This is a genomic window from Leucobacter sp. 1207-22 (assembly GCF_052850455.1).
On the sequence record NZ_VXCR01000004.1, the window covers coordinates 319318 to 334157 of the forward strand.

Sequence of the window (14840 nt, forward strand, 5' to 3'; positions counted from 1 at the left end):
CAGTGCACTTACTGTCGGGCGCATCCCCGATCTGCCATGGATATCACCGCGCACCTCCTTGCGCGTGACCTCGCACGCGCCACCGCTGGTGACCCAGTGCGCTGGTACAGCTCGAACTATCGATGTACAAGTGGCGTGCCGCGGGCGACTCGCAGGAGCTCGCGCGCTGGCTTGGTTTCAGGTTCCGATCCGCTGCGCCACACAGCCCGCAATTCGCGGTGGAAGGTCACGTCTCCAACGCTCACGCGAACGAGTCGACCGTCATCAACGTACCCAGCCGCGGGTCGAGTGCTAATCACCGCAGGTGCGAGGTCGGCTGCGGCTGCCTCGAGCACTCCTGTGTTGCTGGGGAGTTCGAGCGCTGGCTCGGCGAATTGCTCGGCGGTCACACCATGCGCCTGCAGTGTCGCAAGCATCACTTGTCGACAACCGGATCCAGCTTCACGTGTCACGAGCGGGGTCGCCGCGAGCGTCCACGGGCTGACTCGGCGACGCGTCGCCCACTCATGCCCCGGGGCGACATAGACCGCCAGCTCATCTGCTGCGAGGAACGTGTGGTGCAGACCCTGCGGCGGTGCGTTGCCCTCGACAAACCCGAGATCAGCGTCGCCGTCTGATACGAGTCGCACCACCTCACGCGTATTCGTTGCTCGCGAGTGCACGAGTCGCGGATCGTTCCCGGCACGCGCGAACGCCGTGATCCACTGCGGCAAGAAGTGTTCGGCAATGGTGAGACTGGCGGCAACAGTGACCGACTCCCCCGCATGCAACAACCGCTGCAGTCCAACGTCCATGCTGAACGCTGCGCTCAGTACGGGCGCAGCGAGTTCAAGCACTGCCCGCCCATCTTCAGTGAGTCGTGAAGATCGTGACTCCCGGAGCACGAGCGCACGCCCTACCCGCTGTTCAAGACGGCGCAGCCGCAGCGAGACGGCCTGCTGGCTAATGCCGAGTTCACCAGCGGCAAGCGTCAGTGAACCGGTGCGAGCGATCGCATCAAGCAATTCGAGCGCCCGCAAGTCGGGCAACTGGTGGCTGAACACGCTCTCACTCTACTGAAACAATCAAAGGTTGTGGAAGGGCAACCTGTGGTTCGTTGTGACACTTTCCTCACGTTTCTAGCCTGGATATACGGGGCGCAAACCGAAGCGTCCACGAGGTGAACAGGAGACACCGTGGCTAAAATTCTGATCGTTCTCTACCCGGACCCGATCACCGGATACCCGCCAACCTACGCACGAACCTCCATTCCCCAGATTGATACGTACCCCACGGGAGCGACCCTCCCTTCGCCGAAGGATCTCGGATTCACCCCGGGCGACCTTGTCGGCTGTGTGTCGGGCAACCTCGGTCTGAAGGACTGGCTCGAGTCGGCAGGTCACACCGTTGTGATCACCGACGACAAAGAGGGCGCCGACTCGGTATTCGAACGTGAACTGCACGACGCTGATGTCGTCATTTCGCAGCCGTTCTGGCCCGCGTACCTCACGGCTGAGCGCATCGCGAAGGCAAAGAACCTGCAGCTCGTCATCACCGCAGGAATCGGGTCAGATCACACTGACTTGAACGCGGCCAATGAGCGCGGCATCACCGTCGCAGAGGTGACCTACAGCAACAGCATCAGCGTTGCGGAGCACACCGTCATGCAGGTGCTCGTGCTGGTGCGTGACTTCGTGAACCAGCACCAGATCGCTGCATCTGGCGGCTGGAACATTGCTGACGCAGTCGAGCGTTCGTACGATCTTGAGGGCATGCGCGTCGGCATCTTCGCAGCCGGTCGCATTGGCCGCGCCGTGATCGAACGTCTCGCACCGTTCGGGGTTCGTCTGAGCTACACCGACCGCTTCCGTCTTCCCGCAGAATACGAGGAGAAGTACAACCTCACGTTCCACGAAAGCATTGAGTCGCTCGTCACAGAGGTCGACGTCCTCACGATCCACGCCCCGCTCACCGAGCAGACGCGCGGACTCCTCAACGACGAACTGCTCGCAACGATGCCTCACGGTGCATACATCGTGAACCCTGCACGTGGCGCAATCGCGGATCGTGACGCTATCGTGCGCGCGCTCGAATCGGGCCAGTTGGCGGGCTACGCGGGTGACGTCTGGGATCCGCAGCCCGCACCGGCTGACCACCCGTGGCGCACCATGCCGCACAACGCGATGACCACTCATACCTCGGGCACCTCGCTCTCGGGTCAGGCTCGCTACGCGGCAGGTACGCGCGAGATTCTCGAGAACTGGTTCGACGGTTCGCCGATTCGTCCCGAGTACATCATCGTCGAAGGCGGCGGATACAAGGGCACCGGCGCACACTCGTACGCCGAGAAGCCAACGAAGGACAACCAGGGCGTCTAACCGTTCAATTCCCAGGGGAGCCGTGCCACGTGGTGCGGCTCCCCTGCCGTTTCTTGCATTCACACACAACCGAAAGCACCAGCATGACCGCCACTTCTTCGTCTCCTACTTCCTCTCATCAGTCGTGGTGGAGGTCGCTTCGTCTCGCGCAGCCGAGCATGCCCTGGCACACCATTCTGGCGGCGTCGATTGGGGGCGCACTGACGATTGCCGTACTCGGCGCAGCGGGTGAATTCACTGGCACCCCGCTCTTGATTGCCGCGTTTGGCTCTTCGTGTGTGCTCGTCTTTCTGCTGCCACAGGCCCCGCTCTCACAACCCCTCAACGTCGTCGGCGGGCACTGCGTTGCTGCGCTCTGCGGACTTCTTGCGCATGTGGTCCTTCCGACCGCGTGGTGGAGTCTTGGTCTCGCTGTTGGCGTCGCCATGGCTGCGATGGCCGCGCTGCGAGTGATCCACCCACCAGCTGGCGGTACCCCGATTGCGATCATGCTCACCCACGAGGGGTGGGAGTACCTGTTCACACCGGTGCTTCTGGGCGCACTCGTGCTGACGACGTGTGCGCTCACGTATCGGTGGATCTTGAAGCGCCTCTCACTCCGCGCCGCCGCAAAGCGCGCGTTCTAAGACGCAGAGACTCGACGTGAGTTTCCTGTGTGCAGACGAGACGTGAACGGACAGCGCCACCACGGAAGTCTGACTCACAATCTGGGAGGGAATGCTCCCAGAATACGCAGCCTTCACCCACCTATTCGCGTTGCATGACCTTTCGTTACGTCGCCTTACGTTTCATGTCAGATAGCGATAATCCGCCAGAAGATTCTCAGTAGCGTGTGTTCCACATTTGCCGCCGGCCACCAGCCGCGCGCACTGAAAGGAACCCCGCACCCATGGCTTCTCGAAGGCTTCTCCCCGCAAGCGCGATCTCAGCGCTGCTTGTCGGTGGACTCTCACTCACCGCGCTGACCCCCGCGGCAGCAACACCCGCTCCTGACACCGATGCACCGCTGCTCATCACGGTCGACGCAGCGCAGGCAGATGCCGTGGCAGATCTCGACGTGGTCGACGCGTCTGCAGACCAGGTAGTGATCTTGGGCGATGACGCCACCGAGCAACTTCTCGAAGATCGCGGTGTAGCAATCGACGGCATCGAATCGTATGCGGCCGCAATCAGCACCGATGCAGCTCCCACCGCGCGTTCGGCCGCGACCGCAGACGCCGTGGCGACGGCAAGCTTCCCGGTGCCTGAGAAGCTTGATGCCAACGACTATGAGACCTACTACGGCGGTTATCGCACGGTTGCCGCGTTCGATCAGTACGCCCGCGATATCGCTGCGGCATACCCCGACATCGCCGAGCTCGTAGATTTCGGTGACTCCTGGCAGAAGACCCAGGGCACGGGCGGTCACGATCTGCTTGCGGTTCGTCTCACCGGAAACGTTGCCGACCAGCCCACAGCGACGAACGGGCAGGAGGGCCGCCCCCGGTTCGTGCTCGTGGCACAGGCGCACGCCCGCGAGCTCATTACGAGCGAAATTGCCTGGCGCTACGCAGCAGAGCTGCTTGATGGGTACGGCACCGATCCACAAATCACGGCGTTGCTCGACAGCACCGAGGTGTGGATCAACTTCCAGAACAACCCAGACAGCATCGAAGCTGTCGAAGCTGCTGTCGCGACTGCGCCGCTGAATCAGGCGGGCGACGCTGTGCCACCCGCAACGTCGAAGGCGTGGCAGCGCAAGAACGCAAACACCACCGAGTTTGCGCCAACAAGCCAGAACTGGAACAGCCAGCAGCACGGCGTTGATTTGAACCGCAACTGGGCCTTCCACTGGGGCGAGGCAAGTTCAAGCACCAACCCGAACTCGGCCTCATACCGTGGCACCGCGCCAGCATCCGAGCCTGAAATCGAAGCGCTCTCAGGGCTCCTCACCGATCTCTTCGGCGAATACCGCACCGAAAATGACACGGCGGCTCCCGCAGAGCGCACCGGCACCTATGTGAACCTGCACTCCTACGCCAACTACGTGATCTACCCCTATGCCTACGACAAGCAGGCAGATGTACCGAACCTGGAACCGATCAAGGCGAGCGCATTCCGGCAGTCGTTTGCCAACGACTTCGCAACCGGCAAAGCGGGTGAGATTCTGTACGACAACTCCGGCAACGATATCGACTGGATCTATTCGCAGCTCGGGGTACCCGCGTACACGTACGAGATTGGTACCGCGCAGAGCGGCGGCTTCTTCCCGAGCTATGCACGCGTCGACGACTTCTACACCCGTGTTGCACCTGGCATTCGATTCGCTGCTGAGGCGGCCTATGCCCCCTACACCGCGACACTGGGTGGCATCGTTTCTGACGTGACTGCAACGCGCAGCGAAAACGGTGCGATCGCGGTCAGCGGCACCGCGACCGATGACGCATACGGTGCTGACCCGAGTTCGGTCGAGCGTCGGCCAGAGGTTACCGAAATCACCGCGGTCGAGGCTGCCCTTGCGACTAATCGAAACGCAATCGACAAGACCGTGCCACTGACCATTGAGGGTTCAGGCCACACCGTCTCATTTGCTGGCGAGATTCCCGTCACTCGCGATACCGCGAGCGCGCACCAGGTCTTTGTGCGTGCGCAGAACGGCTCCGGCGAGTGGGGTCCTTGGCAGGCAGCGGCAGCAGATGCGCTTGCGGCCCCGACGCAGTCAGGATCCACTGACTTCACCGTGGTTGCGGGAAGCACGCAGTCACTCGACCTTGGCATCGTGTCATCGGTCACCCCCGCCTACGAGGTGCTCGCTGGCAAGCTCCCGAAGGGCCTCGCGTTCGATGCTGAGCTCGGCGCGATCACTGGATCGGCACAGACTGCGACAACGGCCTCACTCCGTGTACGAATCGACAATGGCGCAGGCGAAATTGACGTGCCCATCACGCTCACCGTCACTCCGGCCCAGCTTGATGAGTTTGTTCTTGCGCTCTCAGATCAACATCCCACGCAGGGCGACACCATTACGGTGACCGCCACCGGTATTGACGAGTTCGGCAACGAGATCGCCGACTACAGCGACCGTGTGAAACTGACAAGCGATGTCGATACCGATGTCATCGACGGTAACCGGGTCACCTTCCCAACCGCGAGCCCACACACCATTACCGCGACCGCTGAGGGGGTCTCAACTTCGATCCTCGTGCAGGTTCGCGCAGCCAACGGCGAGAGCAGCACTGACGCAGAAGGCACCGGCACCACTGCTGGCACTGGAACTGGCACGGTGAATACTGACAATCTCGCTCGTACCGGCGGCCCTGGCCTCGGCCTACTCCTCGCAGCTGCGGGTGCACTGGGGCTCACAGGCGCACTGGTACTTGCGCGACGAAAGATCGGAGCGCGCACCCACTAGCGCTTCGTAGGTGACGTGTCTTCTGGCTTGCATCGGCACGTCACCGCCACATATGGCCGCTGTGGCGGTGATGAACTCCCTTCCATCACCGCCACAGCGGCCATTCAATATGGTGGGCGGCTCCAGACAAGATCACGCTGGCCGCTCACCACACGAATGAGTGGCTACTCAGCGCCCTTCTGTGAGGTGCGACGTGCAAGCAGCAGCACCCCAGCGCCGAAGAGCAGGACGAGACCAGCTGCACCAAGGATGCCGCCCATGCTCACCGAGCCGGTGTTCGCAAGACCGGCTGCGGTCGCGGGGTTCGCAGCGTTCGCTCCGTTCGCCGAGTTCGCTCCGTTCGCGCCAGTGCCTGCTCCGTTCGCGCCAGCTTCTGGTGCGCCAGTGCCCTGCGCATCCGATCCGCCATTCGCACCGGCGTCAGATCCGCCATTCGAACCACTGTCTGAGCCGCCTTCGGTCGCGGGTGCGGTGACCGTCAGCTCTTCCCACCCAACCAGCACACCGGCAGCGGTGTAGACCGCGAGCTTATGCGCGCCTGGAGCTGCGTTCGCTGGAACGGTCGCCCGGAACGATCCCGTTGCAGAGACCGTAGGTGTACCGAGTGAGACCGGTTCAGAGAAGATGAACACCTGTACGGTCTCATCAGCGTGTGCTTCGCTGATGGCAACCTCAATCTCGTCGCCCGCACGCGCAGACTTCGGAACCGTCACTGCGCCGCGATTCTCTGCGGTGAGGTCAGTCTCTGCTGGGGTGAACTCTTCGGGCTCCTGACCAACCAGCGTGATGGGCGTCCATGCATCGCCGGCACGATTGCTCCACGTGTTCGTCCCCGAGACCACGTCGTTTGCGCGCAGGTATGCACCGAACCCGTACTTGGTGTTCGCATCGAGCGTGCCAGCAGGTACCGTTGCAGTGAGCACGAACGTGCCCATCTGACGCGTCATGTTCGCTTCGCTCAGGCCTGTGCCAGTCGCAGAAGCGTTTGGTGAGAACGTGACACCGGGAACCGCCGTGAGTCCGCCCGATCCTGGTGTCCACTCGTCTGCTGCGTAGAGCGACAGGTCAAGGTAGCTCACGATGTTTGGGTCAGCTTCATTCCATTTCGGCACGGTAAACCCCGCACCCACAAGGGTGACAGTAGTATCGACCGCTGGGTCAAGCGACTCGTGCATGATTGCTGCGAGCTGCGGTCCATCGCCCACAGCGGGCAAGACCGTCACACGTGTCGGCTCTGAAAATGCCGTCTGGCCGGGCGACCCCGCTTCGCGTCCCTCGAGGCTGCCAGAAACGGCACGAATGAGCATTCCGTCGTGCTTCATCTCAAGTGACGGAATCACGAACGCGCTGAGCCCGTTGCTCGCGCCCTCACTGCCAGGCACGGCTGCCCACGTCTTGCCGTCATCGGCACTCATCTCGATGCGGTTGCGCTCTTGCACCAGCTGCGGGAACGCCTTTGCTGCCAACGTAATTCGCAACGGATGCTCGGCAAACCCGGTCACCGGTTTCGGCTGTTCGCTAAACGCAGCTTCGATGTAGTCGGTGGTGAGCACGAGGACAGCCTCAGAGCGTACGGTTCCACTCGCATTCTTTGCGACCATGCGTACGTACTTACTGTTCCACTCATCCGTAGCGGTGAAGGTGAGCTTCTCAGCGTGAGCGCCAGAAATCTCTTCGTATGCACCAAGCTTGCGGTTTGTCACCGAGCGTTCCCAAGAGATCTCGGTCGCACCCTGCGCGGCAGCGGTAACGTCGACGCTACGACCGTTCACGATCACCGCGGCGTTGCTGTGGATCTTGGTCTGCGTGGAGATCGTTGGTGGGGCGGCAGCTTCACGAACCTCGGGCGCACCCGAGAACTGCACGGTGAACGCACTTGCTGCCTTGGTGTGGTCAGCAGCGCCGCCGCTGCTGTACCAATACGATGACAGGCCCGACTTAATATGGAAGTCGACGACCGACTGCGGCCACGAACCCCAGCCCTGCACGTCACGATTCTGCGGCGTGCCAACATCATCTGGCACCTCAATCTCAACGCCTGCGTAATCGGGAAGTACTTCAATACCGGTGTCGGTCACGGTGACACCATCAAACGTCGCAAGGGTGACCGGTGTCGGTTCAAGCGGGATCATCTCGTCAGGATTCTCCATCGACGAGCCGTAGCCACCGAGCGTTGCGGTCAGCGTGCCGCTCCCCTCACCGTCGACGTGCAGCGCGAGTTCGCTCACGCTCCAGGGCACCAGTCCACCGTAGGCATTCGCAACGAGCGCGCCATCCCAAGCGATCTCTGCTTCGCCTGTGGCGGGATCCGCCGTTCCCGTGCCATTGCTCAACAGCATGAGCTGTCGGTAGGCGTTTCCAGTCGAACCCGTGCACTTCGTCGTGGCAGAGCTCAGTGCCAGATCTCCGGCTGTATCGTGCACGATACGAACGTTGCCGACTTCTGCAGCGTACTCAGACTGCGTTCCCGCAGAGAAATAGTTGCAGGTACTGTTTCCCGGGTTGCCGCCCTGATACTGCTGACTCATTCCCCAGAGGAACGATGCATCTGTCACCTCGGTGACCCCGTCAGCGGCCATGGCGCCTGTCGCCACGGTTGCAAGCCCGCCTGTACTCAATAGCATCGCAGCTGCCGCCGCGATCACCCCCACGCGCGTTGCGCGCCTTCGTCCGTTCACCAGATTTTCCCCTCACTGTGTACGGCCACAGTGGATCGCCCCACTCACGCCGAGTTCTCAAAGGCCACGCAAAACCTGTGCGCGACCACAGACCAGTGTGAAGAAGTTCATCTGATGATGCAATGGTTTGCCTAATAAATGTCCGTTTGGCGATACGATTCGCGCTGAACCGAGGCGCGACGCTCCCCAAACACCGAACTTCGGCTCCTATACTGACAGGCAGACCGGCACCGCCGCCGGACCCCGTTCAGGGCCACGCACGACACAGCAATGAAGCAGCTGTCGAGAGGAAATGACATGTCATATCGAGTTCAGGGTGTTGTAGTTCGCGAGAAGTTTGCACCGGCCACAATCGAGACGATCATTGTTCCCGAACCGGGCCCAGGCGAGGTCGTTGTTGATGTGCTGACGTGCGGCGTCTGTCACACCGATTACCACTATCAGCAGGGTGGAATCAGCGACGACTTCCCGTTCCTCCTCGGCCACGAATCGACCGCTCGCGTCGCAGTCGTCGGCGAAGGTGTCACCGAGGTCGCCGTCGGTGATCGTGTCATTCTCAACTGGCGCGCAGTCTGCGGACAGTGCCGCGCCTGCCAGAAGGGTCAGCCCCAGTACTGCTTCGCTACGCACAATGCCAAGCAGAAGATGACCCTGGAAGACGGCACCGAGCTCTCCCCCGCGCTCGGGATTGGCTCGTTTGCCGAGAAGACCCTCGTTGCTGCCGGGCAGTGCACGAAGATCGATGAAGATTCCGACGCGGCCGCGGTCGGCCTGCTGGGTTGCGGAATCATGGCTGGCATCGGCGCCGCCATCAATACTGGTGAAATCAAGCGCGGCGAATCCACGGCTGTCATCGGCTGCGGTGGAGTCGGCACCGCAGCAATCGCGGGCGCCCAGCTCGCCGGAGCCACCACGATCATCGCGGTCGACATCGACGATGCGAAGCTCGCACAGGCCAAGCATTTCGGGGCGACGCACACCATCAACTCGCGGCAGGAGGATCCTGTGGAGGCGATCCGCGCCCTCACCGGTGGTCATGGCGCCGACGTCGTGATCGATGCGGTCGGTCGCCCCGAAACCTACAAACAGGCGTTCTACGCGCGCGATCTAGCGGGCCGGGTGGTGCTCGTTGGTGTTCCAACGCCCGAGATGATGCTTGAGCTCCCGTTGCTCGACGTCTTTGGTCGAGGCGGATCGCTGAAGTCGTCTTGGTATGGAGACTGCCTGCCGAGCCGCGACTTCCAGATGCTCATCGATCAGTACAAGCTTGGCCGCCTCGATCTCGGGGGATTTGTCACCGAACGCATCGCACTCAGCGAGGTCGAGGCCGCGTTTGGCAAGATGGCCGGTGGAACCGTGCTGCGCTCGGTCGTCGAACTGTAACGCCCACCCAATTCCTTCGTTCGCCCTCTCATTTCAAAGGACATCATGAGCAACGTACGCATTGAACGCCTCATCACGAACGGCACATTCTCGCTCGACGGCGGAACCTGGGACGTCGACAACAACGTCTGGATCGTCGGCAACGATAGCGAGGTCATCGTCATTGATCCCGCGCACGATGCCGCAGCCGTGACGGAGGCCGTAGCTGGCAGGAAGGTCATCGGCATCCTCCTCACGCACGGCCACGACGACCACATTCGCGCCGCAGTCGACACCGCCGCCGCGCTCGATGCTGCGCTGTACCTGCACCCGGCAGATCACATGCTCTGGGAGTCGGTGCACAAGCAGCTTCCGCAGTTCGAGATTGCGCACGGCGACGCCTTCCCCGTCGCAGGCATCTCGATTGAGGCACTGCACACCCCAGGTCATTCCCCCGGTTCGGTGAGCTTCTATGCACCAGGGCTCGAGGCCGTCTTCACGGGTGACACCCTGTTCAACGGCGGCCCGGGCGCAACCGGACGCTCCTACAGCGACTTCCCGACCATCATCGAATCGATCTCGCAGCGCCTGCTCACGCTGCCCGAAGAGACTGTCGTCTACACCGGCCACGGTGACACCACGACGATCGGCGACGAGAAACCACACCTGCAGGAGTGGATCAAGCGCGGACACTGATCCGCGCGCCAGGCGCGTCATCTCCATAGATGAAGGTTTCTTCATGTAAGCCTCATCTTCGTCTCACATGCATCCGCCACGATAGAGACATGACATTCGCACGGCGCTTCGTCCTCCCAGGGGCTCTCATCGCTGTTCCGGCGGCAATCGCGCTGGGGAGCCTCACGCTGATTCAGCTTCCAGGCCCCCCAGCGATTCCCGCGGCCCCCCTGGAAGCGCCAGCGCCACCGCCAGTGGTTGCTCCAGCGCCAAAGCCCGCCGCGCCTGCCCCCACCCCGGTACCGGCCCCAGCACCTGCTCCGGCACCAACTCCGGCTCCGGCTCCAGTTCCGGTGGCACCCGACGACGGATCCGCCCCCGCATGGACCGCCGATGACGACGGCGATGACTGGGGAGACGACGACTTCGGTGACGACGGTGGCGACGATGACTGAGACGCGACCATTCCCAGCTGATGAACTCCCCACTGTAGAGCTGCCCCGGGTCGACCTTCCAATACAGGAACGGGTTGCCCCGCTGCGCACACTGCGCGCACACTCACTTCCTGCCCGGTGGCGGATCACCGCATGGATCATTCTCAGCACCATCTTCACGCTTGCTGCAATTGGCGTGGCCGGCCGAAATCTCTCACTCGCCGCCGTTGAAGTGGACGCGAACGCGGCTATCGAACAGGAAGCCGCAGAGTTCACACAGTTTGTGAGCACTGGTGTCGATCCAGAAACCACGAAGCCATTTGCTTCCGCAGAGCGGCTGCTTGAGGTGTACCTCGCACGTCAGTCGGCGAGCGTTGGCGAATCGATCATCGGTGTGACTGGTACCGGTGCTCAGGCAACACCTGTTGGTGCTCTGTTCTCTGCGTCTGGCGGTGTTTCGACGGCTGCGTCCTCCGGTGAGCGCGATCCCGCCCTGCTCAAGGAGATGACTCAGACAACCGCGACATCCGGCACGATCCAAGACTCGTCAGCTGGGCCAGTGCGCTGGGGCCGCGTGGAGTTTACGCTCGGTGACGAAACTGGCGCGCTCCTGGTATCGCTGCACACCGCTGAAGCACGAGCCGGGGTCGACCGCGCGCTCGGCACACTCGCTTGGGTTGCCGCGATTGGCGTGCTGCTCTGTTCGGGTGTTGCTTGGCTTGTTGCCGGTCAGATTCTCGCTCCGGTTCGCGAACTGTATCGGGTCGCGAGCGGCATCGGTGAGCATGATCTTACGGCGCGCGTTCCGGTCACAGGGAGTGACGATGTCGCCGCAGTGGCAGCGACCTTCAACGAGATGCTCGACAGAATCGAAGCCGTGCACCGCACGCAGCAGCGGTTCGTCGATGATGCCGGGCATGAGCTGCGCACCCCCATTACTGTCGTTCGCGGCCATCTGGAACTCCTGAGCGAGGATCCGATCGAACGCGCCGCAACGCTGCGCCTCGTCACCGACGAGCTTGGCCGTATGAGCCGCATCGTCTCTGATCTGCTCGTGCTCGCCCGCGCACAGCAACCAGACTTTGTCACGACTACGTCCCAGGACGTTGCGCTCCTCACCCTCGACATCGAGGCAAAGGCGCAAACGCTCGGCGATCGCCGTTGGGAGCTCATGGAGGTTGCTGAGGGCAATGTCGCACTTGATACGCAGCGGGTGACTCAGGCGCTCCTGCAATTGGCGGCGAACGCTGTGCAGGTCACGGATGCTGGTGACCGGATCCGCATCGGGTCAATCTTCATCGGTACCGGCGCTGACCGTCATCTGCGATTGTGGGTCAGCGATACCGGACCAGGCGTCGCGCAAGAGGATGCAGAGCGGATCTTCGAACGGTTCTTCCACGGCGGGCATGCAGCTGCGCGCGGCGACACGAACGGCCCAGCTCCCCGACACGGTTCCGGGCTCGGTCTCGCCATTGTCCGCGCGATTGCCGATGGCCATCAGGGTTCAGCCTGGGTCGAAAGCACACCGGGTGAGGGCGCAACGTTCGGCCTTGACATCCCTGCCCCGACCTCGGGTACCGACACAAACACTGACACTGATCCCGCACGACACGATGAAGGAACCTCATGCGCCACATCTTGATCGCAGAAGACGATCCGCACATCACCTCGTTCGTCACCCGCGGGCTCCGTGCCGCCGGATACGAGACCACCGAAGCCACCGACGGTGAAACTGCCCTGTTGCTTGCCCGCAGCGGCGCGTTCGACCTCGTGCTCCTCGACATTGGGTTACCGCGGATCGACGGCTTCGCCGTGCTCAGCCATCTGCGCGGTGAGGGCGTGACCGTGCCCGTCATCGTACTTACCGCACGTGACTCGGTCATCGACACCGTGCGCGGGCTTGAGGGCGGCGCGAACGATTACGTGACCAAGCCGTTCCAGTTCGCTGAGCTGCTGGCTCGCGTGCGACTGCGCATCGGCGACGGTGAACAGCGCACTCCGGGTGCTGTGCTCTCCCACGGTGATCTTTCGGTCGACGTGCGCGGGCGTCGAGTCACGGTCGCTGGCGAAGCGAAAGACCTCACCTCGCGCGAGTTCGCGCTCCTTGAAGTATTTCTTCAGCACCCAGATCAGGTGCTGTCGCGCGACCAACTCATCGGACATGTGTGGGGGTACGACTTTGATCCAGCCTCAAACGTGGTCGACGTCTACGTGCGATCACTGCGGTCGAAAATCGGCGCAGACCGTATCGAGACGGTGCGCGGGGCGGGATACCGGTTGCTATGAGTACCGTCAGATACGCCACTTCACCGCCCACCCGCGCCGGGAGTAAGCGCACGCCGGCACCGGGGTCGTCTGGCAGCCCTCGGCGTCCAAAGCGCCGTGACCTGCCTGAACGCCTGGCGATGCAACGACCACGCACGCGCGCGCTCGTTGCGGCCGCAATCACCCTCGCCATCGGTGTCGCCCTCGTCGTGCCTGCGGCCGTGCGCGCGCACGGTGGATCCGCCACCGACATCTCCCCAACCGGCGTCGTGCTCTCGGTTCCAGGCGCACTCACCCTCGCGATATTCCTCTGCGCAATCTGGGCGTGGATCTTCACCTCGCTCGATGACACCCTCGTCGCGCTGCTCGCCGCGGCGGCCCTCATCCTCACCGGCGCACTCCCAGCGGACGGCTTCTTTGCAACGCTCGGGGATCCGACCATCTGGCTGCTCATTTGCGCATCAATTATCGCGTCTGGTGTTGCAGGCTCTGGGCTCGCGCTGCGCGGTGCTGCACACCTCGTGGCGGTTGCGCGCTCGCCCCGCGCGCTCGCCCACCTCGTGACGGCTGGCCTCGTTGTCACTGCCTTCGCGATCCCTGCAACGAGCGGTCGTGCCGTGCTCGCGCTCCCCATCTATGCCGCGATTGTCGCCGCGCTGCCTGAGCGTGCCGCGCTGCACCGCGCGCTCGGACTGCTCTTTCCCACGGTCATCCTGCTGTCGGCTGTCGGGTCATTGCTCGGCGCAGGCGCACACCTCATCACGAGCCAACTCCTCGCCGAAGCCACCGGTGAAGGGTTCAGCTTCGTCACCTGGCTGGTGCTTGGCCTGCCCCTGGCCGTGGTGTCCTCTCACCTCGCGTGCGAGCTCATCCTGTTCCGCTTTACCGATCGCGCCGAGCGCCGCGCCCCGCTGAGCGTCACGCTCGCTGCGTTCACGGGAGCTGCAACGCCGGTCACCGGCAAGCTTTCCCGGGGAGAGTGGCGTGCCCTTGCTCTCCTCGGTGCCGTCATTGCGCTGTGGAGCACCGAGCCTCTCCACGGCATCTCACCGGAGGTCGTTGCTCTGCTCGGTGCGTTGGCAGCAGCGGCACCGAAGATCGGCATCACCCAACTGGGAACCGCCGTCAAACAGATCCCCTGGAACCTGCTGCTCTTCCTCGCAGCCACCCTCGCCCTCGGGATGGCACTCACCATGACCGGTGCCGTCGCGTGGATCGGCGACGTCTTGCTCAGCCCAGTGCAGCAGTGGGGTGCAGCAGCTGGGCCAGCATTCCTGCTGCTCGTCATTGCAGTGTCGCTCAGCGCGCACCTGGTGGTGCAGTCACGCTCTGCCCGATCCGCCGTCCTCATTCCCATCATCATCGCGTTTGCTCCCGGGCTCGGTGTCGACCCGGCCGCGGCTGCATTCGCCTCAACGGCAGCTGCCGGATTCTGTCATACGCTGCCGAGTTCGGCTAAACCGGTTGCACTGTTTGCTCGCACTGAGACCGGTCCGGGAATTGATCCGCGTGATCTGTTCTCGCTATCTGCCTGGCTTGCGCCGTTGATGTTCGTCTGTATCGCACTCTGCAGCTTCCTGCTGTGGCCTGCGCTCGGACTCCCCGCTTTCTTGTAGTTCGTTTCTGCCTGTGACCGGTCACGTACCGGTGCTCGGCGTACCCGATTTCACCGTCTGAT

At 62.8% G+C, this 14840-nt stretch carries 11 protein-coding genes; 9 read left to right on the forward strand and 2 right to left on the reverse strand.

Features of this window, described 5'->3' with window-relative positions:
* Positions 1 to 116: 116 nt before the first annotated feature.
* On the reverse strand, positions 117 to 1043 hold the full coding sequence (locus tag FW756_RS09715; RefSeq protein ID WP_446429944.1) for a LysR family transcriptional regulator: 927 nt from the start codon (positions 1041 to 1043) through the stop codon (positions 117 to 119).
* A 132-nt stretch (positions 1044 to 1175) separates the two neighbouring features.
* Between FW756_RS09715 and FW756_RS09720 the strand changes: the two genes are divergently transcribed.
* From FW756_RS09720 to FW756_RS09730, 3 genes are all read left to right on the forward strand, one after another.
* Positions 1176 to 2357 (forward strand): NAD-dependent formate dehydrogenase, encoded by a 1182-nt coding sequence (locus FW756_RS09720; RefSeq protein WP_446429945.1) that lies wholly within the window; start codon positions 1176 to 1178, stop codon positions 2355 to 2357.
* Between the two features lie 158 nt (positions 2358 to 2515).
* Positions 2516 to 2983, forward strand: coding sequence for an HPP family protein (locus FW756_RS09725; RefSeq protein WP_446429946.1), 468 nt, complete (start codon positions 2516 to 2518; stop codon positions 2981 to 2983).
* 263 nt (positions 2984 to 3246) lie between these two features.
* Entirely contained in the window at positions 3247 to 5748 is a 2502-nt protein-coding gene (locus tag FW756_RS09730) for a M14 family zinc carboxypeptidase (protein WP_446429947.1), read from the forward strand.
* 164 nt (positions 5749 to 5912) lie between these two features.
* Here the strand turns inward: FW756_RS09730 and FW756_RS09735 are convergent, their stop codons facing one another.
* A complete protein-coding gene (locus tag FW756_RS09735; protein WP_446429948.1) occupies positions 5913 to 8399 on the reverse strand; it encodes a hypothetical protein in 2487 nt (828 codons plus the stop codon).
* A gap of 324 nt (positions 8400 to 8723) precedes the next feature.
* On the opposite strand from FW756_RS09735, the gene FW756_RS09740 reads away from it, so the two are divergent.
* From FW756_RS09740 to FW756_RS09765, 6 genes are all read left to right on the forward strand, one after another.
* Positions 8724 to 9809, forward strand: coding sequence for an S-(hydroxymethyl)mycothiol dehydrogenase (locus FW756_RS09740; RefSeq protein ID WP_446429949.1), 1086 nt, complete (start codon positions 8724 to 8726; stop codon positions 9807 to 9809).
* A 45-nt stretch (positions 9810 to 9854) separates the two neighbouring features.
* Positions 9855 to 10484, forward strand: a complete 630-nt coding sequence (locus FW756_RS09745; protein WP_446429950.1) for an MBL fold metallo-hydrolase — start codon at positions 9855 to 9857, stop codon at positions 10482 to 10484.
* Positions 10485 to 10573: 89 nt separating this feature from the next.
* A complete protein-coding gene (locus tag FW756_RS09750; RefSeq protein ID WP_446429951.1) occupies positions 10574 to 10918 on the forward strand; it encodes a hypothetical protein in 345 nt (114 codons plus the stop codon).
* Positions 10911 to 12539, forward strand: a complete 1629-nt coding sequence (locus FW756_RS09755; RefSeq protein ID WP_446429952.1) for a sensor histidine kinase — start codon at positions 10911 to 10913, stop codon at positions 12537 to 12539. Before FW756_RS09750 ends, FW756_RS09755 begins: the two co-directional genes overlap by 8 nt.
* The gene (locus tag FW756_RS09760; protein ID WP_446429953.1) at positions 12524 to 13183 is read left to right on the forward strand and encodes a response regulator transcription factor; all 660 of its coding nucleotides are present in this window, start codon (positions 12524 to 12526) and stop codon (positions 13181 to 13183) included. The genes FW756_RS09755 and FW756_RS09760 overlap by 16 nt, the downstream gene beginning before the upstream one ends.
* A gap of 119 nt (positions 13184 to 13302) precedes the next feature.
* A complete protein-coding gene (locus FW756_RS09765) occupies positions 13303 to 14778 on the forward strand; it encodes an SLC13 family permease (protein ID WP_446429954.1) in 1476 nt (491 codons plus the stop codon).
* The last annotated feature ends 62 nt before the right edge of the window (positions 14779 to 14840 follow it).